The 21,553-nt window shown below is 69.1% G+C and carries 21 protein-coding genes; 5 read left to right on the forward strand and 16 right to left on the reverse strand.

The window, feature by feature from the left end; all coding sequences use genetic code 11:
* The first annotated feature begins 34 nt into the window (after positions 1-34).
* Entirely contained in the window at positions 35-934 is a 900-nt protein-coding gene (locus ACRSBM_RS31430) for an AraC family transcriptional regulator (RefSeq protein ID WP_434448889.1), read from the forward strand.
* On the opposite strand, the gene ACRSBM_RS31435 is transcribed toward ACRSBM_RS31430, so the two are convergent.
* Positions 916-1,299, reverse strand: a complete 384-nt coding sequence (locus ACRSBM_RS31435) for a VOC family protein (RefSeq protein ID WP_434448891.1) — start codon at positions 1,297-1,299, stop codon at positions 916-918. The two genes, ACRSBM_RS31430 and ACRSBM_RS31435, sit on opposite strands and share 19 nt — an antisense overlap.
* 63 nt (positions 1,300-1,362) lie before the next feature.
* Here ACRSBM_RS31435 and ACRSBM_RS31440 point away from each other — a divergent pair, with 63 nt between their 5' ends.
* Positions 1,363-2,628 (forward strand): MFS transporter, encoded by a 1,266-nt coding sequence (locus tag ACRSBM_RS31440; protein ID WP_434448892.1) that lies wholly within the window; start codon positions 1,363-1,365, stop codon positions 2,626-2,628.
* Here ACRSBM_RS31440 and proB read toward each other — a convergent pair.
* The 6 genes from proB to ACRSBM_RS31470 all read right to left on the reverse strand — a co-directional run bounded on the left by proB (position 2,621) and on the right by ACRSBM_RS31470 (position 10,139).
* Complete coding sequence (proB, locus tag ACRSBM_RS31445; protein WP_434448894.1) at positions 2,621-3,748, reverse strand: glutamate 5-kinase; 1,128 nt, start codon at positions 3,746-3,748, stop codon at positions 2,621-2,623. The genes ACRSBM_RS31440 and proB overlap by 8 nt on opposite strands.
* Before the next feature lie 4 nt (positions 3,749-3,752).
* Positions 3,753-5,204: a GTPase ObgE gene (gene obgE, locus ACRSBM_RS31450; RefSeq protein ID WP_434448896.1), complete on the reverse strand. Its 1,452-nt coding sequence runs from the start codon at positions 5,202-5,204 to the stop codon at positions 3,753-3,755.
* 101 nt (positions 5,205-5,305) lie between these two features.
* Complete coding sequence (rpmA, locus tag ACRSBM_RS31455) at positions 5,306-5,563, reverse strand: 50S ribosomal protein L27 (RefSeq protein ID WP_434448898.1); 258 nt, start codon at positions 5,561-5,563, stop codon at positions 5,306-5,308.
* A gap of 14 nt (positions 5,564-5,577) precedes the next feature.
* Positions 5,578-5,889, reverse strand: a complete 312-nt coding sequence (gene rplU / locus ACRSBM_RS31460) for a 50S ribosomal protein L21 (protein WP_030468121.1) — start codon at positions 5,887-5,889, stop codon at positions 5,578-5,580.
* Positions 5,890-6,174: 285 nt separating this feature from the next.
* The gene (locus ACRSBM_RS31465; RefSeq protein ID WP_434448900.1) at positions 6,175-9,201 is read right to left on the reverse strand and encodes a translation initiation factor IF-2 N-terminal domain-containing protein; all 3,027 of its coding nucleotides are present in this window, start codon (positions 9,199-9,201) and stop codon (positions 6,175-6,177) included.
* A 212-nt stretch (positions 9,202-9,413) separates the two neighbouring features.
* Positions 9,414-10,139 (reverse strand): TIGR03936 family radical SAM-associated protein, encoded by a 726-nt coding sequence (locus tag ACRSBM_RS31470; RefSeq protein WP_434453291.1) that lies wholly within the window; start codon positions 10,137-10,139, stop codon positions 9,414-9,416.
* A 206-nt stretch (positions 10,140-10,345) separates the two neighbouring features.
* On the opposite strand from ACRSBM_RS31470, the gene ACRSBM_RS31475 reads away from it, so the two are divergent.
* Positions 10,346-11,776 (forward strand): S8 family peptidase, encoded by a 1,431-nt coding sequence (locus ACRSBM_RS31475; RefSeq protein ID WP_434448902.1) that lies wholly within the window; start codon positions 10,346-10,348, stop codon positions 11,774-11,776.
* 82 nt (positions 11,777-11,858) lie between these two features.
* Here ACRSBM_RS31475 and ACRSBM_RS31480 read toward each other — a convergent pair whose 3' ends face one another.
* The 5 genes from ACRSBM_RS31480 to ACRSBM_RS31500 all read right to left on the reverse strand — a co-directional run bounded on the left by ACRSBM_RS31480 (position 11,859) and on the right by ACRSBM_RS31500 (position 16,859).
* Positions 11,859-12,302, reverse strand: a complete 444-nt coding sequence (locus ACRSBM_RS31480; RefSeq protein WP_434448904.1) for a hypothetical protein — start codon at positions 12,300-12,302, stop codon at positions 11,859-11,861.
* Positions 12,299-14,263: a TIGR03960 family B12-binding radical SAM protein gene (locus tag ACRSBM_RS31485; protein ID WP_434448905.1), complete on the reverse strand. Its 1,965-nt coding sequence runs from the start codon at positions 14,261-14,263 to the stop codon at positions 12,299-12,301. Before ACRSBM_RS31485 ends, ACRSBM_RS31480 begins: the two co-directional genes overlap by 4 nt.
* Positions 14,264-14,324: 61 nt before the next feature.
* Positions 14,325-15,170 (reverse strand): ABC transporter permease, encoded by an 846-nt coding sequence (locus ACRSBM_RS31490; protein WP_434448907.1) that lies wholly within the window; start codon positions 15,168-15,170, stop codon positions 14,325-14,327.
* 1 nt (position 15,171) lies between these two features.
* On the reverse strand, positions 15,172-15,945 hold the full coding sequence (locus ACRSBM_RS31495) for an ABC transporter permease (protein ID WP_434448908.1): 774 nt from the start codon (positions 15,943-15,945) through the stop codon (positions 15,172-15,174).
* Complete coding sequence (locus tag ACRSBM_RS31500) at positions 15,945-16,859, reverse strand: ABC transporter ATP-binding protein (RefSeq protein ID WP_434448910.1); 915 nt, start codon at positions 16,857-16,859, stop codon at positions 15,945-15,947. The genes ACRSBM_RS31495 and ACRSBM_RS31500 overlap by 1 nt, the downstream gene beginning before the upstream one ends.
* Before the next feature lie 55 nt (positions 16,860-16,914).
* Between ACRSBM_RS31500 and ACRSBM_RS31505 the strand changes: the two genes are divergently transcribed.
* On the forward strand, positions 16,915-17,502 hold the full coding sequence (locus ACRSBM_RS31505) for a GNAT family N-acetyltransferase (protein ID WP_434448912.1): 588 nt from the start codon (positions 16,915-16,917) through the stop codon (positions 17,500-17,502).
* Between the two features lie 313 nt (positions 17,503-17,815).
* Here ACRSBM_RS31505 and ndk read toward each other — a convergent pair whose 3' ends face one another.
* Entirely contained in the window at positions 17,816-18,226 is a 411-nt protein-coding gene (gene ndk / locus ACRSBM_RS31510; RefSeq protein ID WP_089928249.1) for a nucleoside-diphosphate kinase, read from the reverse strand.
* A gap of 154 nt (positions 18,227-18,380) precedes the next feature.
* On the opposite strand from ndk, the gene ACRSBM_RS31515 reads away from it, so the two are divergent.
* Positions 18,381-18,998 (forward strand): hypothetical protein, encoded by a 618-nt coding sequence (locus ACRSBM_RS31515; RefSeq protein WP_434448914.1) that lies wholly within the window; start codon positions 18,381-18,383, stop codon positions 18,996-18,998.
* A 98-nt stretch (positions 18,999-19,096) separates the two neighbouring features.
* Here the strand turns inward: ACRSBM_RS31515 and ACRSBM_RS31520 are convergent, their stop codons facing one another.
* From ACRSBM_RS31520 to ACRSBM_RS31530, 3 genes are read right to left on the reverse strand one after another with little or no spacing between them, the layout of a single operon-like run.
* Positions 19,097-19,513: a DUF6892 domain-containing protein gene (locus ACRSBM_RS31520; protein WP_434448916.1), complete on the reverse strand. Its 417-nt coding sequence runs from the start codon at positions 19,511-19,513 to the stop codon at positions 19,097-19,099.
* Positions 19,514-19,558: 45 nt separating this feature from the next.
* Complete coding sequence (locus ACRSBM_RS31525; RefSeq protein WP_434448919.1) at positions 19,559-21,001, reverse strand: DHA2 family efflux MFS transporter permease subunit; 1,443 nt, start codon at positions 20,999-21,001, stop codon at positions 19,559-19,561.
* 40 nt (positions 21,002-21,041) lie between these two features.
* Entirely contained in the window at positions 21,042-21,494 is a 453-nt protein-coding gene (locus ACRSBM_RS31530; RefSeq protein WP_434448921.1) for a MarR family winged helix-turn-helix transcriptional regulator, read from the reverse strand.
* Positions 21,495-21,553: the final 59 nt, after the last annotated feature.

A 21,553-nucleotide genomic window follows, 5' to 3' on the forward strand; every position in this document is an offset into this window, starting at 1 on the left:
GCGCGGTCTTGCTCGTTCGTCCAGAATCAACGCCATGACCGACGCGCTGGGCGAAGCACTGCACTTGTTGAGGATGTCCGGCACCTTCTACTGCCGCAACGAGCTCACCGAGCCGTGGGGCGCGACGATGCCCGACATGGCGGACTGCCTGTGGTTCCACGTGCTCACCAGCGGTCGCTGCGACGTCGAGGTCGACGGTGAGGTCACCTCGCTCGAACCCGGCGACGTGCTGCTCGTCCCCGGCGGACAGCGCCACCGGCTCTTCCACGGCGAGGCGGAGTCGCCGGTCGTCACGACGTTGCCGCACACGTTCGAGACGGAGAACTACGCGATTCTGCGGCATGGCGGCGGTGGAGCCGTGACACATCTTGTGTGTGGCGCGGTGCGCTTCGACCACCCGGCCGCGAAGCATCTCATCGACATGTTGCCGCACGTGCTGTACGTGCGGCGCGCCGACCACATGCGCGCCACGATCGACCTCATGGCCGTCGAAGCGCGGAACCTGCACCCCGGCGGCGAAGCGGTCATCACGAGGCTCGCGGACGTGCTGGTGATCCAGACGATCCGCTCGTGGCTCGCCACCGATCCCGCGGCGCGCACCGGTTGGCTGGGAGCGTTGCAGGACAAGCAGATCGGGCAGGCGCTGGCGTTGATCCACCGCGATCCCGCGCAACCGTGGACGGTCGAACGGCTCGCGCACCACAGCGCGATGTCCCGCTCGGCGTTCGCGGCGCGGTTCACCGAACTCGTCGGCGAACCGGCGATGCGTTACGTCACGCGATGGCGCATGCACGTGGCCATGAACCGGCTCAAAGACCGCGACAGCACGGTCAGCGAGATCGCGCGCGGCCTCGGGTACGAGTCGGAGGCCGCGTTCAGCCGGGCGTTCAAGCGGATCGTCGGGGTGTCGCCTGGTCAGGCGCGGGCGGGCTGAAGCAGGTCCCAGCGGTTGCCGTAGAGGTCCTCGAACACGGCCACGCGACCGTAGACCTCGTCGCGCGGCGTTTCGAGGAACCGCACCCCGAACTCGGTCATGCGGGTGTGGTCGCGGTCGAAGTCGTCGGTGTGCAGGAAGAACCCGACGCGGCCGCCGGTCTGGTCGCCGACTCGTGCGGCCTGGCGATCCGAGTCGGCCTGAGCCAGCAGCAGGGACGCGCCCTCGCCCGCCGACACCACCACCCAGCGCTTGTGCCCCTGCGGGATATCCTCGACCAGCGTGAACCCGAGTCCTTCCACGTAGAAGCGGATCGCCTCGTCGTAGTCGCGGACCACCAACGTCACCAAGCTCAATGAACGCATGCCGACGAGTATCGACGACGAGTGGATATTCGCTTCGAGCACTGTATGTGATTGGGTGCGTCTATGGCGGTTACTTCGGAGACGCATCGACTGCCCGTGCGCACGCTTGTCGCCTCGTCGGCCGGCAACGCCGTCGAGTGGTACGACTGGGGCATCTACACGGCGTTCAGCATCTACTTCGCCACGCAGATCTTCCCCGCGGGCAACGAGGCCGCCGCGCTGCTGAGCACGTTCGCGACGTTCGCGCTCGCCTTCTTCTTCCGCCCGCTCGGCGGGTATCTGCTGGGGCGGTTCGCGGACCTCAAAGGCCGCCGCACGGCGATGCTGCTGACGATCGTGCTGATGTCGGGTGGCTCGGTCATGATCGGTCTGCTGCCGACGTTCGAGCAGGTCGGCTGGCTCTCACCGGCGCTCCTGGTACTCGCTCGCATCGCGCAGGGCATGGCCCTGGGCGGGGAAGTCTCGAACGCGTCGGCGTACCTGGCGGAGATCGCGCCCGCCACCCACCGCGGGCGGTACTCGTCGTTCTTCTACATCTCGACCGGCGCGGCGGTGCTGATCGCGTCGCTGCTCGGGTTCTTCCTGTCGCGCAACCTCGACAAGGCCGCGATGGCCTCCTACGGCTGGCGCGTGCCGTTCCTGATCGGTGGCGTGCTCGGCCTGATCGGGTTGTGGCTGCGCCGGGAACTGAAGGAGACCGAGCAGTTCGAGGAGAACAAGGCCAAGGCCGAAAGCCTGCGCAACCCGTTGATGATGACGCTCAAGGAACACCCGAAGGCCGTCGGGCAGCTCATCGGCATCACGCTGCTGTCGACGCTGAGCTTCTACACGTTCTTCTCCGCACTGACGCCGTTCGCGGTGAAGACCAAGGGCGCCAACGACATCGACGTGTTCCTGGCGCTGTCGATCGGCACGGTGGTGTTCATCGCGCTGCAGTACCCGATGGGGTGGATGGCGGACCGTTACGGGCGCAAGCCGCAGATGCTCGTGTGGTCGGCGGCGATGGCGTTGCTGGTCGTGCCGTTGTCGACGCTGGTCAAACCCGGTCTGGCGAACCTGGTGGTCGTGTTCGCCGTGGGGCTCGGGCTGTACACGGCGCTCACGTCGATCGCGCCCGCGATCATGAGCGAGCTGTTCCCGACTGAACTGCGCGGGCTCGGCATCGGCGCCTGGTACAACCTGACGGTCGCGGTGTTCGGCGGCACCGCGCCGCTGGTCATCCAGGCCGTGGGCGGGACCGTGTTCTTCTGGTACGTCGCGATCGCCGCCGTGATCACGTTCCTGGTGGTCCTCACGCTGCCGGAGACGAAGGGCGTGGAGCTCACCTAGCCAGCGGCACCAGATCGTCCGCGTGCACGACCTCGCGGCGCTGTTCCTCCGGCAGGTCGTGGGTCTTGCGGCCGATCAACGACGGCAGCTCGGCGGAGTCGTAACCGGCCACGCCGCGGGCCACGACCTCGCCCGCGAGGCTGACCAGCTCCACGACGTCGCCCGCCTCGAAGTCGCCGTCGACGCCGGTGATGCCCGCCGCCAGCAGCGAACGGCGGCGGCCGACGACCGCGGCCACCGCGCCGTCGTCGAGGTGGAGGCGGCCGTTCGCGTCGGTGGCGTAGCCGAGCCAGAAGCGGCGCGCGGTGAGGCGCGAACCCGTGGCGGCGAACGCGGTGCCGACGTCGGCGGAGGCCAGGGCGCGGTGTGCTTCGGTGGCGCCGGTCAGCAGCACCGGGATACCCGCGGAGGACGCCAGCCGCGCCGCGGCGAGTTTCGAGGCCATGCCGCCGGTTCCCAGTCCGGACGCGCCGGCGGTGCCGGCCTGCACACCGTCCACATCGGACGCCGAGGCCACCTCGGAGATGCGGACGGCTCCCGGCTTGCGGGGGTCGCCCGAGTAGAGGGCGTCCACGTCGGACAGCAGGAACAACGCGTCGGCGCCGACGAGGTGGGCGACCAGAGCGGCGAGGCGGTCGTTGTCGCCGAAGCGGATCTCTTCGGTGGCAACGGTGTCGTTCTCGTTCACCACCGGCACGGCGCCCAGCGCCAGCAACCGCGAGAACGTCCGCTGGGCGTTGCGGTAGTGGGCTCGGCGGACCACGTCGTCGGCGGTCAGCAGGACCTGGCCGACGGTCAGCGAGTAACGACCGAACGAGTTCGCGTACGCGTGCGCCAACGTCAGCTGGCCGACGCTCGCCGCGGCCTGCTGGGTGGCGAGGTCACGCGGGCGCCGGGACAGCTTCAACGGCGCCAGACCGGCGGCGATCGCACCGGACGACACCAGCACGACCTGGCTGCCCGCCGCGGCACGGGCGGCGAGGGCGTCGACCAGCGCGTCGAGACGCGCCGGATCGAGGCCACCCTCCGCCGTGGTCAGTGAGGAAGAACCGACCTTGACCACGATGCGGTTCGCCGAGGCGATCGCGGTTCGAGCCGGTGAGACCACGGGGGCCGTCACGGATTTACTCCTCGTCGAAGTCGTCGCCGCGCTCTCCGGGCGCGCGGCGGGCCTTCTTGAGGGCCTTGCGCTCGTGGGCGCCGATGCGGTCGTTGCGCTCGAGGCGGGCGTCCGTGCCACGTCCGGTCATCGTCATCGCGATGCCGGCCGGGGTGGTCGGTTCCCAGTCGAAGATCAGGTCGCCGATGGTGACCTGGCAACCGGGAACAGCGCCCATCTTCACGAGCTTGTCCTCGACGCCCAGCCTGTTCAGGCGGTCCGCGAGGTAACCGACGGCTTCGTCGTTGGAGAAGTCGGTCTGGCGGATCCAGCGCTCCGGGCGTTCGCCCTTCACGATGAAGCCACCCTCGACCGAGGGGTCCTCGGTCACGGTGAAGCCCTCGTCGTCCACGGCGGTCGGCCGCAGCACGATTCGGGTCGATTCCTTCTTCGGCTGGGCCTCGCGGTACTCGCGCACGACCTCGGCCAGCTTGAACGTCAGCTCGCGCAGACCCTTGCGGGACACGGTCGACACCTCGAAGACCGGCAGGCCGCGGGCCTCGATCTCCGGGCGGACGATGTCGGCCAGGTCCTGGGCGTCCGGGATGTCGACCTTGTTGAGGATCACCACGCGCGGCCGGTCGGCGAAGTTGCCGCCCAGCGACGGGGTGTACTCCGCGAGTTCCTTCTCCAGCGCGTCGATGTCCGCGATCGGGTCGCGGCCCGGCTCGTACGTGGCGCAGTCGACGACGTGCGCGAGAACGGCGGTGCGCTCGATGTGGCGCAGGAACTCGAGACCGAGGCCCTTGCCCTGCGACGCTCCGGGGATCAGGCCGGGGACGTCCGCCATCGTGAAGATGGTCTCGCCCGCGGTGATCACGCCGAGGTTCGGGACCAGCGTCGTGAACGGGTAGTCGGCGATCTTCGGCTTGGCCGCGGACAGCACCGAGATCAGCGACGACTTGCCCGCCGACGGGAAGCCGAGCAGGCCGACGTCCGCGACGGACTTGAGCTCCAGCACCAGGTCACGCGTCTCGCCCGGCTCACCGAGCAACGCGAAACCGGGGGCCTTGCGAGCCTTCGACGCGAGCGAGGCGTTGCCGAGACCACCACGGCCACCGGCGGCGGCGATCAGCTGGGTGCCCTCACCGACGAGGTCCGCGACGATCTCGCCGGACTCGGTCAGCACGACGGTGCCGTCCGGGACGCGCAGGATCAGGTCCTCGCCGTTCGCGCCGTCGCGGTTCGCACCCGCGCCCGCCTTGCCGCTGGTGGCGGAGGCGTGCGGGCGGAAGTGGAAGTCCAGCAGGGTGTGCACCTGCGAGTCGACGACGAGGATGACGTTGCCGCCACTGCCTCCGTTGCCGCCGTCCGGGCCGCCGAGCGGCTTGAACTTCTCGCGGTGCACTGAAGCACAACCGTTGCCCCCGTTGCCGGCGGCAGCGTGGATCACCACCCGGTCTACGAAGCGGGCCACGGAACTACTTCCCTTCAAAAGTCTGAACAAAGCAACGAGGGGCGGTGCCGGATGACCGGTCCCGCCCCTCGCAGAGGTCTAACTACGTCGCGGAACGGTCCTCAGACCGTGGCCGGAACGATGTTGACGGTCTTGCGACCGCGCTTCATACCGAACTCCACCGCACCCGGCAGCAGGGCGAACAGCGTGTCGTCCTTGCCGATGCCGACGCCGACGCCGGGGTGGAACTTGGTGCCGCGCTGGCGGATCAGGATCTCGCCGGCCTTGACGACCTGACCGCCGAACCTCTTCACACCCAGGTACTGGGGGTTGGAGTCACGGCCGTTGCGGGAACTGGATGCACCCTTTTTGTGTGCCATGAGAAGTCAGGTCCTCACTTACCGGTGATGCCGGTGACCTCGACACGGGTCAACTTCTGACGGTGACCCTGCCGCTTGTGGTACCCGGTCTTGTTCTTGAACTTGTGGATGCGAATCTTCGGGCCCTTGGTGTGCTCGACGACCTTGCCGGTCACCGAGAACTTCTCCAGAGCCGCCGCGTCAGCGGTGACGTCAGTGCCGTCGACCACGAGCAGCGTCTGGAGGGAGATTTCGGTGCCCGGCTCGCCCTCGAGCTTCTCGACCTCGACGATGTCGCCGACAGCGACCTTGTACTGCTTGCCGCCGGTCTTGACGATCGCGTACATCAGGACGGAAGTCTCCTGCTACTCGATGGTGACGGGCCATGCGCCAACCAGTCTGGGAAGGTGTTTCCACCAAAAGGCACCAGGGGAGGCACACGACAGGACCCGTCGGATGGCGGGCCGTTCACAAGGTTACGGGAGTGGGTACCGCAGGAGCAAACCGGGGTGCCCTGATCACGTTCCCGCAGGCTGTGCGGTCCCTCACAGCAGTCCTCGCCAACGCAAGCGGGGACCTTTCGTACCGGCTGGCAGTACGAAAGGTCCCCGCTTGGGAACAGCGTTGGCGCGTCAGTCTTCCTGGACCGGCGGGCCCGCGGGACGCGACACGGCGCGACGCCTGCGGGTGGTGGTGACCACCGGCGGGGGCAACTGGACCTCGGGCTGCTTGGGCACCTCGACGACCACCGGCGGGGACGCCTCGGCCGCCGTGGGGGCACCGGCGGCACGCTTGGCCGCACGACGCCGCGGACGGGCCGCAGGAGGCTCCACAGGGGCCACCGGGGCCGCTGCGGCGGGTTCGGGTGTGGAGACCGGCTCCGGGGCCGCTGCGGGCTCCTGCTCCGGCTCCGGCTCGGCTACCGGCCGCTGAGCGCCGATGCGGCCCGTCACGGCGGGCTGCTGCACGGGCTCGGCGACCGCGGGCCGCTGGGCGCCGATGCGTCCGGTCACCAGGGGCTGCTCGGCGACGGGTTCCGGGGTGACCGGCTCGACGAGCTCCTCGGCCGCCTCCTCGATCACCACGGGCTCGGGCTCGGCGACGACCACGGGGTCGACCTCGACCGGCTCCGGGTCCTCGGCGACCTCGTGCGGCACGTGTCCGTTGAGCGCCTGCTCCTCGACCACCACCGCGTCGACGACGGCCTGCGGCTCCTTGTCGCGGCCACGACGGCGGCGGCGACGACGGCCGGGGCCCTCGTGCTCCTGGTCCGCGGCGACCACGTCCTCGGACGTGTCCTCCGGCTCACCGGATTCGACGACCTCGGGCTCGACCGGTGCCTCGACCGGCGCCTCGACGACCTCGGTGGTCTCGGCCGCCTGGTCGCCACCCTTGTTGCGGCGCGACTTGCGGCCACCGCTCTGAGCCTGCTGCTGCTGGCCGCCACCGTTGCCACCGCCGTGCGAGTGCACCGGCTCGGTGGACACGACGACGCCACGGCCGCGGCAGTGTTCACACGTCTGGCTGAACGCCTCGAGCAGGCCGGTGCCGACCCGCTTGCGGGTCATCTGCACGAGACCCAGCGAGGTGACCTCGGCGACCTGGTGACGCGTGCGGTCGCGGCCGAGGCACTCGGTCAGGCGGCGCAGCACCAGGTCGCGGTTCGACTCGAGCACCATGTCGATGAAGTCGATGACGATGATGCCGCCGATGTCGCGCAGCCGGAGCTGGCGGACGATCTCCTCCGCCGACTCCAGGTTGTTGCGGGTGACGGTCTCCTCGAGGTTGCCGCCCGACCCGGTGAACTTGCCGGTGTTGACGTCGATGACCGTCATCGCCTCGGTGCGGTCGATGATCAGGTAACCACCCGACGGCAGCCAGACCTTGCGGTCGAGCGCCTTCATCAGCTGCTCGTCGATGCGGTACTCGACGAACGCGTCGTTGTTGCCGACGTGCTTCTTCAGGCGGTCCTGCAGGTCCGGCGCCACGTGGCGGACGTAGCCGTCGATGACGTCCCACGCCTCGTCGCCCTGGACGACGAGCTGGGCGAAGTCCTCGGTGAACAGGTCGCGGACGACCTTCACCAGCAGGTCCGGCTCCTCGTAGAGCAGCGTCGGCGCCTTGGTGGAGGTGCTCTCGGACTTCTCCTTGATGACCTTCCACTGGGCCTGCAGACGCGTGACGTCGCGGCCGAGCTCCTCCTCGGAGATGCCCTCCGAGGCGGTGCGGATGATCACGCCGGCGTCCTCGGGGACGACCCTCTTCAGGATGTCCTTGAGACGCTTGCGCTCGTTGTCCGGCAGCTTGCGGCTGATGCCCGTGGCACCGCCGCCCGGCACGTAGACCAGGAAGCGGCCGGGAAGGCTGATCTGGGTGGTGAGGCGGGCGCCCTTGTGGCCGACCGGGTCCTTGGTGACCTGGACGAGCACGGAGTCGCCGCTGCTCAGAGCCTGCTCGATCTTGCGGGACTTGCCCTCGAGACCGGCTGCGTCCCAGTCGACCTCACCGGCGTAGAGCACGGCGTTGCGGCCGCGGCCGATGTCGATGAACGCGGCTTCCATGCTCGGCAGCACGTTCTGCACGCGGCCGAGGTAGACGTTGCCCACGATCGAGCCGGAGCCCGACGACGTGACGAAGTGCTCGACCAGCACGCCGTCTTCCAGCACGCCGATCTGCGTGCGGTCGCCGCGCTCGCGGACGACCATCGTGCGGGCCACGGCCTCGCGGCGGGCCAGGAACTCGGCCTCGGTCAGGACCGGGGCACGGCGGCGGCCGGCCTCGCGGCCGTCACGGCGGCGCTGGCGCTTGGCCTCGAGGCGCGTCGAGCCGCGGATGCTGCGCACCTCGCTCTGCGCGGCCTCGGAGTCGGCCTTGTCGTCCCGCGCGTCGCGGGACTCGCGGACGTGCACGACCGTGTTCGGCGGGTCGTCCTCGGCCAGCACCTCTTCGTCCGCGCCGGTCTTGCGGCGACGGCGACGGCGGCGACGGCGGGTCGAGCTCTCGTCGCCCTCGTCCTCGGTCTCGTCGGCGGCTTCGGTCTCCGCCGCGTCCTCGGCGTCCTCGGCCGGAGCCTCGTCGGTCTCCTCGCCCGTCTCGGCGTCCGTGCCCTTCCCGCGGCCACGGCCACGGCGGCCACGGCGGCGACGACGACGGCTGTCGCTCTCGTCGTCCCCGTCGGCCTCGGCCTCCGCCTCGGCGGCGTCGAGCTCGTCGGCGGCGATCTCGCCGACGGACTTCTCGTCCTGAGCCGGCTCCTCCTCGACGACGAACGGCGACGCCTGCGCCTTGGGCCGTTCGATCGGCTGCGGCGGCAGGAACACCGCGCTCGGCGCGGCGAAGATCGGCGCGAGCGCCGGTGCCTCGAACGCCGGGACCGCTGGGGCCTCGTAGTCCTCGGTGACCTCGCCGGTGACGACGTCGTCCCAGTCCACCAGGGTCTCGGCGACCTTCAGCGCGACGTCGCGGCTGACGCTCGACTGCGCGCTCCTGGCGACCTCACCGAGGTCGGCCAGCGCCGTCATCACGTCCTTGCTGCTGACATCCAGCAGCTTCGCCAGCGCGTGCACCCGCAACTTGTCCGGCAGATCCGCCAGCTCAGGGCGCGCGGCAACCACACCCTGCCCGCCGGTTCCACCGGCAGGCTTTTCCGTGTTCGACATGCAGCTCCTCCACCCCCGGGCGCGTCCCGTGAGGACGCGGCCGCGCAGGGGCCTCTCTTGTCTCTCTCCACCGCTGCTCGCGGCGGGAATCCTTGCCTAGCGCGCAGCGGCGTGGCGCCTCACAGGGCGCACGCTTGCGCAGGTCCTACGACGACGCCGCTGTCAGCGCCGCTCCTCCTGTATGCATCGCGGCCGGACGGTTCCTCCGCTGGTCAGGACTCTCTGTCCTGCTGGAGCGGGTCCACCAGCCTGCCCTCGCCGTCGAGCCGTCCCTGCGCCATCCGGGTTGCTCTCGCAGGTACCGGCGGCACGAGGTCGGCCACGACGCGAAGCGCATTCAGCACGTCGTCGGGTCGGACGGTAGGCGTTACCTGCCGTACGACCGTCATGAGTATCCCACACGGTTGTGACAATGCGGACTCATCGTGTCCGGCGTCGCTCGAACGTGGTTCGACCAGCGCCGACACCACGGCGGGCCGCACGTCGAGCATCTTCGTGCCGTTCTTGGTGAGCCGCTCGACCTCGACGGACTCGGCCGCGAGGAAGACGCTCACCGCCTTCGCGAGCTCGTCCGGCTCGATCCCGTCGAGCTCGATCCGCCACTCGCTCGCGTCGATGCGCTCGGTGAGGTTGCCTCCCTGCGACTGGACGATGTCGACCACGTCGATGCCGGGCGGCAGCGCCTCGTCGAGCGCGACCTTGAGCGCCACCGGGTCGACCCGTTCGACCACCGACACCTCGACGTACTCCGCCTCGCTGGCGACGCCGGTCGGCGCCGCGCCGACCCATGACACCTTCGGGTGAGGGCTGAACCCCTGCGAGTACGCCATGGGTACGCCTGCGCGGCGCAGCGCACGTTCGAACGTGCGAGCGATGTCGCGGTGCGAAGTGAAACGCAGCCTCCCCCGCTTGGTGTAGCGGAGGCGCAGCTTCTGCACGGCGGCGGCCGACGGGTTGTTGGGCAGGTTGCGGCTCAGTGGTGCTCCCCGAGTGGTGTTCCGACGGGTGAGCGGTCCCATCGGCGCAGGCTGTTCGTCCGGTAGGACGGTACCGTGAACCTGATTCAGAACGTTCAGCTTGTCTAGATCGTTGCGCGTGGCTACGGTCCGGCTGACTGGACGCCCTGCCCACCTGGAGGTCCCTGGTGCCTCTGCTCCACCGCGCGCGAGCGGCGGCGACGACCGCGTTGCTCGCAGCCGGGTGCATGGCGGCGTCCCTGCCCGCGACCGCGCAGCCCTGGGTCACCCCTGCCGCGCCCGCGTGCATCCAGCCTGGTCCGCTGCTGCGCTACCTGGTGGTGTTCTCGCAGCTCACGACCCCTGAGATGGCGGACGCGGAGATCGCTGAGGCGTGCGGCACCACGACCGTCTACTACCCGGAGATCTCGGTCGCCGTCGCGACCTCGCCGGACCCGTCGTTCCTCAAGCTGATCGGCCCGCAACGCGCGTACAGCGCCCAGGCCGAGAGCGCCGCCAAGCGGTCGCCGAAGCGCAAGAAGGACGACACGGAACTGCTGCGGCCGTCGGGTGTGCGCTCGGGCGCGCAATGGGACATGGATCTCATCAAGGCGCCGGCCGCACACGAGATCACCACCGGATCCAAGTCCGTCGTCGTCGGCGTGCTCGACTCCGGCGTCGACGCCCGCCACCCGGACCTCGTGGCCGCGCTGGCACCCGAGCTGTCCGCGGGCTGCCTGACCGGCAAGCCCGACCCGGCGCCGTCCGCGTGGGCCCCGACGACCTCCGCCCACGGCACGCACGTCGCCGGCACCATCGCCGCCGCCGACGACGGCCGCGGCACCACGGGCGTCGCACCGGGCGTGCGCATCGCGTCCGTGAAGGTCGTCGACGACGACGGGTTCATCTACCCCGAGTACGCGGTGTGCGGGTTCATGTGGGCCGCCGCGCGGAACATGACGATCACCAACAACAGCTACTTCATCGACCCGTACCTGTTCACGTGCCAGAGCGAGCCCGGTCAGCGCGTCGTCTACGAGGCCGTGCGGCGGGCCGTCGACTACGCGACCTCGCGCAACGTGCTGACGGTCGCCGCCGCCGGGAACGCCGCCGCGGACCTGTCCCGGCCGGGTCGCGACTCGATGTCGCCGACGAACGGTGAGGCGCAGACCCGCCCGGTCGACTCCCGCTGCGTGGTGCTGCCGGCGCAGCTCAAGAACGTGGTCGGCGTGTCGGCGGTCGAGTCGACCAAGACCAAGGCCGGCTACAGCTCCTACGGGCTGGGCGCGATCGACGTGACGGCGCCGGGTGGTGACCCGCGCACGCCGACCGGGTGCGTGCTGTCCACCGTGCCGTCCGGCTACGACTACTCGTGCGGCACGTCGATGGCGGCTCCGCACGCGGCCGGGGTGGCGGCGCTGATCGCGTCGGTGCATCCCGACACCGACGCGGTGTCGCTGGGGCGCATGCTGAACGCGCAGGCGGAGACGCTGGCCTGTCCCGCCGACTACGACCTCAACGGGACGGGTGTGCAGGACGCCTTCTGCACCGGGTACTCGGAGTACAACTCCTTCTACGGCCACGGACTGGTCGACGCACTGGCCGCCGTAAGCAAGTGATCGTCGCCGCCTGCCTGCGCGACGGCTCGGGCGGCGGTCCGACCCTCGTGCCGGCCGACGGGGACTTCACGGCCGGCAGCCGTCACGCAGTGACGTCGTAGGCCCTGAGCTGGACCATCAGCGGCAACCCGTTGTCGTGGATCGTGTAGCCGATCTGCACTGACCGTGCCGCCGTGTGCCAGCCCTTGACGTAGTCGTACGGGTACCACTCGTCGAGTTCGGCGACGGGGATCGCGCCCGGCAGCCACCCCTCCGCACGCTGCTCGAACAACTCGCGCAACGCGTCCATCCGCGGCCGGGCCAGCGCTTCCAGCTGCTCGTAGTCGTTGCGTTCGTCGTCGTCGAGATCCAGCTCCCACAGCTCGAACGTGAGCTCCCAGACGATCGTGCCCTCGTGGTCGGCGACGCTCGACGTGACGTCGCCGAGGTCCACGTCCCGCACGGCGCCGGCCAGGCCGGCCTGCGTCCAGTCCACGTGGGACCGGAGGAGGCCGAGCACCTGGTCGAGCACCTCCGCGTCGGTCACCCCGAGGTCAGCGTGGGGTTCTTCACCGGCGAGCCGATGCCGACCGGAGAGATCGGCAGCAGCTTGCGGCCCGTCGGACCGACCTCGATGTCCGTGCCCATCGCCGGGCAGACACCGCAGTCGAAGCACGGGGTCCAGCGGCAGTCGTCCTGCTCGCGCTCGTCCAGCGCGTCCTGCCAGTCGGCCCAGAGCCATTCCTTGTCGAGGCCCGAGTCGAGGTGGTCCCAGGGCAGGACCTCCAGCTCCTCGCGCTCACGGGTGGTGAACCAGGCGAGGTCGACGCCGAGCGGCTCCAGCTCCCGCGCGGCCATGGCGGTCCAGCGGTCGTAGGAGAAGTGCTCGCTCCAGCCGTCGAACCGGCCGCCGTCGCGCCACACGGCCTCGATGACCTTGCCGATGCGGCGGTCACCACGGCTGAGCAGGCCTTCGATGAGGCTGGGCTTGCCGTCGTGGTAGCGCATGCCGATGTTGCGGCCGAGGCTGCGGTCGGCGTTGACGGCCTCGCGCAGCTTGCGCAGGCGGTCGTCGACGACGTCCGGGTCGCACTGCGGCGCCCACTGGAACGGCGTGTGCGGCTTGGGCACGAACCCGCCGATCGAGATGGTGCAGCGGACGTCGTTGCGGCCACTGGCCTGCCGGCCCGCGCGGATGACGTTCTTGGCCATCTCGGCGATCTGCAGGACGTCCTCGTCCTCCTCCGTCGGCAGACCGCACATGAAGTACAGCTTCACCTGCCGCCAGCCGTTGGAGAACGCGGCCGACACCGTCCGGATGAGGTCCTCTTCGGACACCATCTTGTTGATGACCCGGCGCATCCGCTCGCTGCCGCCCTCGGGCGCGAAGGTGAGACCCGAGCGCCTTCCGTTGCGGGACAACTCGTTCGCGAGGTCGATGTTGAACGCGTCGACGCGGGTGCTCGGCAGGCTCAGGCCCGTGTTCGTGCCCTCGTAGCGGTCCGCGAGGCCCTTGGTGATCTCGGCGATCTCGCTGTGGTCGGCGCTCGAGAGGCTGAGCAGCCCGACCTCTTCGAAGCCGGTCGCCTCCAGGCCCTTCTGGACCATGGCGCCGATGCCCTCGATGGACCGCTCACGCACCGGGCGGGTGATCATGCCCGCCTGGCAGAACCGGCAGCCGCGCGTGCAGCCGCGGAAGATCTCGACGCTCATCCGCTCGTGGACGCTCTCGGCGAGCGGCACCAGCGGCTGCTTCGGGTACGGCCACGCGTCGAGGTCCATCGTGGTGCGCTTGAACACGCGGTACGGGACCCGGTCGCGGTTGGGCACGACGCGCTGGATGCGGCCGTCCGGCAGGTACTCCACGTCGTAGAAGCGCGGGATGTACACGCCACCGGTCTCGGCGAGCCTGGTCAGCACCTCGTCGCGGCCGCCGGGGCTGCCCTCGGCCTTCCACGCCTTCACGATCTCGGTGATCTCGAGGACGGCCTCCTCGCCGTCGCCGAGCACCGCCGCGTCGACGAAGTCCGCGATCGGCTCCGGGTTGAACGCCGCGTGCCCACCGGCGACCACGATCGGGTCGTCCTCGGTGCGGTCCGCGGCGTGCAACGGGATGCCCGCGAGGTCGAGCGCCGTCAGCATGTTCGTGTAGCCCAGCTCCGTGGCGAAGCTGATGCCGAACAGGTCGAACGCCTTCACCGGCCGGTGCGCGTCCACCGTGAACTGCGGGACGTCGTGCTCGCGCATGAGCGCTTCGAGGTCCGGCCACACCGCGTAGGTGCGCTCGGCGAGCACGTCCGGCAGCTCGTTGAGGATCTCGTAGAGGATCATGACGCCCTGGTTGGGCAGGCCGACCTCGTACGCGTCGGGGTACATCAATGCCCAGCGCACGGACGCCGCGTCCCAGTCCTTGACGGTCGCGTTGAGCTCCCCGCCGACGTACTGCACCGGCTTGGAGATCCGTGGCAGCAGTGGCTCCAACCTGGGGAAAACAGACTCGACACTCACACGACCAGAGTAACGGCCTCCCGGCGGTGCAGCCGAATCGCGTGCCGGAACGGAATTCTGGTCAGTCCAGCAACAACTTCCCCAGGCGCCTCGCCGCCACCACCGTTCCCACCGCCGCCAGCACCGCGAAGTACGCGACGTGGCCGAGCAGGTCCCAGCCGACGACGCCCAGCGTGAGCCCGCGCATGAGCTCGATGGCGTGGTAGAGCGGCGTCCAGCTGACCACCGCCTGCAACCAGCCGGGGTACACCGACAGCGGGTAGAACGTCGTCGAGAACAGGAACAGCGGCAGCACCGCGAGCTGCACGAGGTCGAAGTCCTGCCACGACCGCATGAACGTCGTCGCCGCCATGCCCACCGCGGCGAACGCGAACGCCACCAGCAGCGCCGTCGGCAGCGCCAGCAACGCCCACGGCGAGACGATGAGCCCCATCCCGAGCATCACGGCGAGGAACCCCGCCGAGTACAGGCCGCCCCGCAGCAACGCCCACGCGATCTCGCCGATCGCGATGTCCATCGGCCCCATCGGCGTCGTGAGCATCGCGTCGTAGAGCTTCACGTACTTGAACTTGAAGAACACGTTGAACGTCGCGTCGTACACCGCCCCGTTCATCGCGCTCGCCGCCAGCAGCGCGGGCGCCACGAACGCCGCGTAGCTGATCGGCTGCCCGTCCGGCCCGGCCACCGACGTCACCATCTGCCCGAAGCCCAGCCCCAGCGACCACAGGAACAGCAGCGGCTCGAACGCCCCGCCGACCAGCACGAACCACGCCCGCCGGTTCACCACCGCCGCCCGTTCGACGAGCATGCTCGCGCGCCTGCCGTACAGCCCCGGCGGGATCACGCGCCACAGCAGCCCGACGCTGGCGGGTTTCGCCTGGTCGGCGCGGTCGAGTGTCCGCGTCATGTCACACCGCCAGCCTTCGGTGGAAGAAACGAACGCCGAGCGCGACACCCACAGCGACCAACGCACCGAGGTACGCGATGTGCCCCAACGCCGGTAAGAGGTCCAACGTGCCGAACGTCATGCCTCGTGCGAGCTCGATGCCGTGCCACGCCGGGGTGAGCCACACCAGCGGCACCAACCAGTCCGGCAGCTGGCTGACCGGGAAGAACGCGCCGGTGAACAACGTCATCGGCATCAGCACGAACCGGAAGATGTTCGTGAAGGCGTCCGGCTTGTCCAACGTCGCGCTGTACGCCACCAACGGCGTGCTGAACGCCAGCCCCGCCAGGGTCGCGAACGGAATGGCGAGCAGGATGCCCGGACCGGCCGCCGCGCCGAGTGCGGCGGCGATGCCCACGAACACCGCCGACCGCAGCAGCAACTGCGAGCCGATCCACATCGTCTGCGAGTAGAGCACCTGCGCCGGCGTGATCGGCGTGGAGACCATCGCGACGAACGACTTCTGCCACATGAACTGCGACATGACCGTATACGTCGACTCGAACGTGGCCCCCTGCACCGCCGTGACCACGACCAGCGCCGGTGCGAGGTACTGCAGGTACGGCACGCCACCGAGCAACGCCGTCGACTGCACCTGCGACCCGAACCCCACCCCGAGCGCCACGAGGAACAGCACCGGCGTGAGGAAACTCGACACCGCCGTGGCCCGCCAGTTGCGCCGGTACCACGTCCAGGTCTTCTCGAACCCGAACCAGGAGGCCCTCAACGTCTCCATCAATCCACCAACGTCCTGCCGGTGAGGCGCAGGAACACGTCCTCCAGCGAACTGCGCCGCACCAGGCTCTGCACCGGCTGAACCCCGTGCTCGTGCACCTTCGCGAGCGTGTGCTCACCATCCCGCGTGTACAGCAACAGCCGGTCCGGCAACACCTCGACCCGTTCGGCGAACGCGGTCAGGTCCGGTTTCTCCGCCCCTGGCTGGAACCGCAGCTCCAGCACCTCCCTGGTGGAGTACCGGCTGATCAACTCACTGGGCGACCCCTCGGCCGCGATCCGCCCGCCGTCCATGACCACGAGCCGGTCGCAGAGCTGCTCGGCCTCGTCCATGTAGTGCGTGGTGACGATGAGCGTGACGCCGTCCTGCTTCAACCGGAACAGCCTGTCCCACAACAGATGCCGCGCCTGCGGGTCCAACCCGGTGGTCGGCTCGTCGAGCAGCAGCAGCTCCGGGTCGTTCACGAGGGACCTCGCGATCGTCAGCCGCCGTTTCATCCCGCCGCTGAGCGGCTCGACCTCGTGGTCCGCCCGGTCGGAGAGCTGCGCGAACTCGAGCAGTTCCACGGCCTTCTCCCGGCACTTCTGCCGCGACATCCCGAAGTACCGCCCGTAGATCTGCAGGTTCTGCCGAACCGTCAGCTCCGTGTCGAGGTTGTCGAGCTGCGGCACCACGCCGAGCCGCGCGCGGATCTTCGGCCCGTCCCTGCCCGGATCCATGCCGAGGACCTTGAGCTCCCCACCCGTGCGCCCGGAGATGCACGAGATCATCCGCATGGTCGACGACTTGCCCGCCCCGTTGGGCCCCAGGAACCCGAACGCCTCACCTCTGCGCACCTCGACATCGATGCCGCGCACGGCCTCGAACGACCCGAAGTGCTTGGTCAGGGCCTTGGCCTCGACGAGGTTCTCCACCCGTCCGACGTTAACGAACAGGTCTGACAATTTTCGACGCAATTACGATCGCCGCATGCCCACCCGCGAACTCCGCTGGCTCACGGAAGCCGACGACCACCTGCGCGCCGAGATCCACACCGTCGTGCACGACGTCGTCGCGGCCGGTGGCGCGGTCGGCTACCACGAACCCCCGACGCTCGACCGCGTCTCGTCGTGGCTCGACGGCGTCCTGAAGCAGGTCCGCGACGGCGACGCCGCCTTCACCGTGGCCCTGGTGGACGGCGTGGTCCGCGCCGTGGGCCTGTGGCGCCGCGGCTCGACCGCCGTCTTCCAGCACCGTGCCGAGATCCAGCAGATCATGGCCCACCCGTCCGCACGCGGCCTCGGCCTCGGCCGCCTGGTGGTCGACGGACTGATCGCGAACGCCCGTGCGCAGGGCATCGAGATCGTGATGCTCGGCGTGCGCGGCAACAACCACGGCGCCATCGAGCTGTACGAGAGCCTCGGGTTCCGGGAGTGCGGGCGGATGCCGAACGCGATCGCCGTGGGCGCTGAGCGGTGGGACGACGTGTGGATGTACCTGCCGCTCGGCTACCCGGAGGGCACCGTCCTCAACGGAGCGAAGCCGGGCGGTCTGGGCGGAAGCCCGCGACGGGCCTGACCCACGCGAGGCCGGAGGCGAGCGGCGAGGCCGGAGGCGAGCCGTACCGCCCTTCAGCGCGCGGGCCGGGTGGGGTGGTTTCGTCACGACTCGTGACGAGACCACCCCACCAACGCAAGCACCAACGCAACAGCAAGCCGCCGTAAGCAACCGGCGTGCCATCAACCCGCCGACGGCGCCGGCCCGGTTTCAGATCAGATCGGCGGGGTTTGGGGCAGCGCCCCAAGAAAACCACGCAACCAGCTCGCAATCAGCGCAATCGAAAAAACGGTCCCCGGAGCCGGCAGCTCCAGGGACCGTCGACAACGAACGATCAGAGGTTCGGGAACCAGATCTTGATCTCGCGCTCCGCCGACTCGGCCGAGTCGGACCCGTGCACCAGGTTGTACTGCACCTCGGTCCCGAAGTCGCCGCGGATCGTGCCCGGCGTGGCCTTCTCGACCGGGTCGGTACCGCCCGCGAGCTGGCGGAAGGCCGGGATGGCACGGACACCCTCGACCACCAGGGCGACCAGCGGGCCGCCGGTGATGAAGTCGACGAGGTCGCCGTAGAACGGCTTGCCGTCGTGCTCCGCGTAGTGCTGCTCAGCGGTGGCGCGGTCGGCGGTGCGCAGCTCCAGCGCGGCGAGCTTCAGGCCCTTGCGCTCGATGCGGGCGATCACCTCGCCAACGAGACCACGGGCAACGCCATCGGGCTTAACGAGAACCAGGGTGCGCTCGGACACGACGGTGTGACTCCTTGAAGAACAGGTACGGGATGTGGCCACCAGGGTAGCTACCCGCCCGTGCCGGACGACGCGCGGAGCACCGCAGCGCCGGGACCGCGACGACGACGTGCGGTTCCGGCCGGCCTGGAACCCATGCGCGATCATTCCCGGGATGAGCGCAAAGCACACCGGGTCCGCTCTGACCGGCGCCGCCGTCCTGTTCGTCCTCCTGCGACTGCTGGCCGTGAGCCACTACGACTGGCATACGAGTTTTGCCCTGCTCCACACACTCGAGCTGGATGACGCCCCGGGACTGTTCCTCGGCACGTTCATGGCCGACGACCGCATCAGCACGGTCCTGCTGATGATCGTCACGCCGGCGACGTTCTTCTTCTACCTCCGCACGCGCAAGGACCCCGAGCGCGCGAACACCACGGCGCTGCTCACGCTGATCGTGCTCATCGCGTTGATGGTGTCCCACACGCTGACGTACCACCGCTGGTGGCTCTCGGCCGGTGCCGTGGCGATCGGTGCGGCCATGGTGCTGGCCCTTCGCAACGCGCGGTGGCTGCTGAAGTGGTTCGCCTGGATCCTGGCCGGATCCGCGCTGGTGGTCGCCGCCGTCGTCAGCACGCCGTGGGTTCCCAAGGAGCGGATCAACGACGCGGAGGAGGTCTACGTGTTCGAGACGAGCCCTGGCTTCCTGAAGGTTCTCAAGGCAAAGGACCGCAAGTTCGCCATTCTGCGCACCGAGGAAGTCCGGAAGCGCGAGGAGCTGGCCGACCACTAACCACCTCAAGCGCACCGAGTCCGGGCCGCAGATCTGGGCTCGAAGCAGAAAGGTGTGCGATTCGAGAGAATCGCACACCTTTTCCGAACGCGGCCGGTTCAGACCCAGTCCGCCTCGATTCCGCGGGCACGCAGCGTTTCCAGCGCCTCCTCGTTGCCCGTGTAGAACAGCGTCATCGACTTCAGGTTGGGAAAGTGCCGCAGGTCGGCGAACTCGTCGACGTCGAACAGCGCGTCCTCGCCGTCCCAGTTCGGCGCGATCTCGAGGTAGATCTCGTTGCCGCCGTCCATCTCGATCTCGGTGATCTTCTCCGCGAGCTCGGCGGGTACCTCCAGCGCCTCGAAGTAGGCCAGAGCCTCGGGCACCGCCTCGAAGCTCCCGTCGTCGTAGGTAAAGCCCTGCTCGGCGGCGTACTCGCGCAGGTTGAACCTCGGCAAGAGCTCCTGGTTGTACATCAGCTCCTGGACGACGGCGAGCTTGAAGTTGGCGTCGGCGAACGGAATCGGTTGGCTCATGCCCGAACCATAAGCGGCGATGATCGCGAGTTCACCGATAACAGATCAATGCACCAGGACTGGCCCGGCGTCGCGCGACACCGCGACCTGCCTCAGCACGAACACCGCCAGGCCGAGGGCCACCGCCACGAGCGCGGAGGAGATCCAGAAGGCCAGGTGGAAGCCCGAGGTCAACGCCTCCAGCCGCCCGACCCCGGAGGCCAGCAACGACGACGTGTAGGTGGTCGAGGTCGTGGCCAGCACCGCGAGTCCCAGAGCGCCTCCCACCTGGGCGGTCGTGTTCACCAGACCGGAGGCCAGGCCCGCCTCGTCGTGTGCGGCGCCGGACATCGCCAGCGTCATCAACGCCGGGAACGACAGGCCCATGCCGACGCCCATCGGCGCCACCGCGGGCAGGATGTGCGTCACGTACGAGCCGTCCACCGGCACCTGGGTGAACACCAGCATGCCGACCAGCATCAGCGACAGGCCCAGGATCAGCATGTTCCGCTCGCCGAACCGGGCGTTGAGGCGGGCCGAGAGCGACACCGAGAACACCGCGATGGCCCCGGCGACCGGCATGAACGCCAGGCCGATCTGCAACGGCGTGTACTGCAGCACCAGTTGCATGTAGAGCGTGCCGAGGAAGAACAGTCCGAACATGCCGGCGACCATCGAGATCTGCACGAGGTTCGCGCCGGTCACGTTGCGCGATTTGAACACCCGCAACGGCAGCAACGGCTTCGCAGCGGTCCGCTGGCGCTGGACGAACCCGGCCAGCAGAGCCAGTGCGACGGCACCCAGCCCCAGCGTGTGGGCGGAGCCGAAGCCGTAGTGCTCGGCCTTGACGATCGTGTAGACGCCGAGCATCACCGCGCCCACGATCAGCAGCGCGCCGAGGACGTCCGCGCCCTCCCGCAGGCCGAGTCCCACCGAGTCGGGCACCAGGCGCACGGCCGCGACGGCGGCCACGATGCCGATCGGGATGTTCACGAAGAAGATCCAGTGCCACGACATGGCGTCGGTCAGCACGCCGCCGAGCAACAGGCCGAGGGACGCGCCCGCCGCCGCGACGAAGCTGAACACGCCGATGGCGCGCCGCTGCTCGCCGGGCTCCGGGAACATCGTGACGACCATGCCGAGCGTCACGGACGTGGCCAGCGCACCGCCCGCACCCTGCACGAACCGGGAGATGATCAGCATCTCGGCGCTGACGGAGATGCCGCACAGCAGCGACGCGACCGTGAAGACGCCGAGGCCGATCAGGAACACCTTCTTGTGCCCGATCAGGTCGCCCAGCCGACCCGCGAGCAGGAGCAGACCGCCGTAGGCGATCAGGTACGCGTTCACCACCCAGGCCAGACCGGCCTGGCCGAACTTGAGGTCTTCTTCGATCGCGGGCAGCGCGACGTTCACGATCGTCTGGTCCAGCACGATCATCAACATGCCTGCGCACAACACGATCAGCGCGAGCCAGCGCGAGTCGGTCTTCGGTCCCCCTGAGGTCATGAGAGGAACCGTAACAGATAGTTTTTTACGGGACTATCTTTTACCCAACGGCATGACGCAGAGCACGCTTGCGCGGTGGCTTCTCACACGGCACAACGGTGCCCAGCCGACCTGCGACCAGCCTCGTCAGGCCGTTGACCAGGCCGTTTCGCTCGTCCTCAGGCAACGAGCCCAGCACGCTGGACACGACCTCGACGTACAGGGCGTCGGCCCTCGCCACGATCTCGCGACCCAGATCAGTCACGGCGACAACGCGCGCGCGACGGTCCGTGGGTGACGGCATGCGTTCGGCGTAACCAGCCGATTCGAGCGCGTCCATCGTCACGACCATGGTCGTCTTGTCGATGTCGATCATGTCGGCGATCTCGGTCTGCGTGCGCCCCGCGCCCAAGGCGCTGGACAACACGCAGCGGGCTCGCGGAGTCAGTCCGATCTCCGCGAGCCTTGCCGTCAGTTCGGTCTCCAGTGCGTGACCCGCTCGATGCAACAGCATCATCAGGTCGGTACACCCCTCCGCGCCCATGAGCACGACCGTACCAAATAGTCTCGAAT

This window comes from Lentzea xerophila, from assembly GCF_051094245.1.
GTDB classification, from domain to species: Bacteria; Actinomycetota; Actinomycetes; order Mycobacteriales; family Pseudonocardiaceae; genus Lentzea; species Lentzea xerophila.

Excerpts from the sequence above, each read along its gene's own strand:
- ACRSBM_RS31430 (WP_434448889.1), top strand. The coding sequence starts at position 35 with ATGACCGACGCGCTGGGCGAAGCACTGCACTTGTTGAGGATGTCCGGC.
- ACRSBM_RS31435 (WP_434448891.1), bottom strand. The coding sequence starts at position 1,299 with ATGCGTTCATTGAGCTTGGTGACGTTGGTGGTCCGCGACTACGACGAG.
- ACRSBM_RS31440 (WP_434448892.1), top strand. The coding sequence starts at position 1,363 with ATGGCGGTTACTTCGGAGACGCATCGACTGCCCGTGCGCACGCTTGTC.
- rpmA (WP_434448898.1), bottom strand. The coding sequence starts at position 5,563 with ATGGCACACAAAAAGGGTGCATCCAGTTCCCGCAACGGCCGTGACTCC.
- rplU (WP_030468121.1), bottom strand. The coding sequence starts at position 5,889 with ATGTACGCGATCGTCAAGACCGGCGGCAAGCAGTACAAGGTCGCTGTC.
- ACRSBM_RS31465 (WP_434448900.1), bottom strand. The coding sequence starts at position 9,201 with ATGTCGAACACGGAAAAGCCTGCCGGTGGAACCGGCGGGCAGGGTGTG.
- ACRSBM_RS31490 (WP_434448907.1), bottom strand. The coding sequence starts at position 15,170 with ATGACGCGGACACTCGACCGCGCCGACCAGGCGAAACCCGCCAGCGTC.
- ACRSBM_RS31495 (WP_434448908.1), bottom strand. The coding sequence starts at position 15,945 with ATGGAGACGTTGAGGGCCTCCTGGTTCGGGTTCGAGAAGACCTGGACG.
- ACRSBM_RS31505 (WP_434448912.1), top strand. The coding sequence starts at position 16,915 with ATGCCCACCCGCGAACTCCGCTGGCTCACGGAAGCCGACGACCACCTG.
- ACRSBM_RS31515 (WP_434448914.1), top strand. The coding sequence starts at position 18,381 with ATGAGCGCAAAGCACACCGGGTCCGCTCTGACCGGCGCCGCCGTCCTG.
- ACRSBM_RS31520 (WP_434448916.1), bottom strand. The coding sequence starts at position 19,513 with ATGAGCCAACCGATTCCGTTCGCCGACGCCAACTTCAAGCTCGCCGTC.
- ACRSBM_RS31525 (WP_434448919.1), bottom strand. The coding sequence starts at position 21,001 with ATGACCTCAGGGGGACCGAAGACCGACTCGCGCTGGCTCGCGCTGATC.
- ACRSBM_RS31530 (WP_434448921.1), bottom strand. The coding sequence starts at position 21,494 with ATGCTGTTGCATCGAGCGGGTCACGCACTGGAGACCGAACTGACGGCA.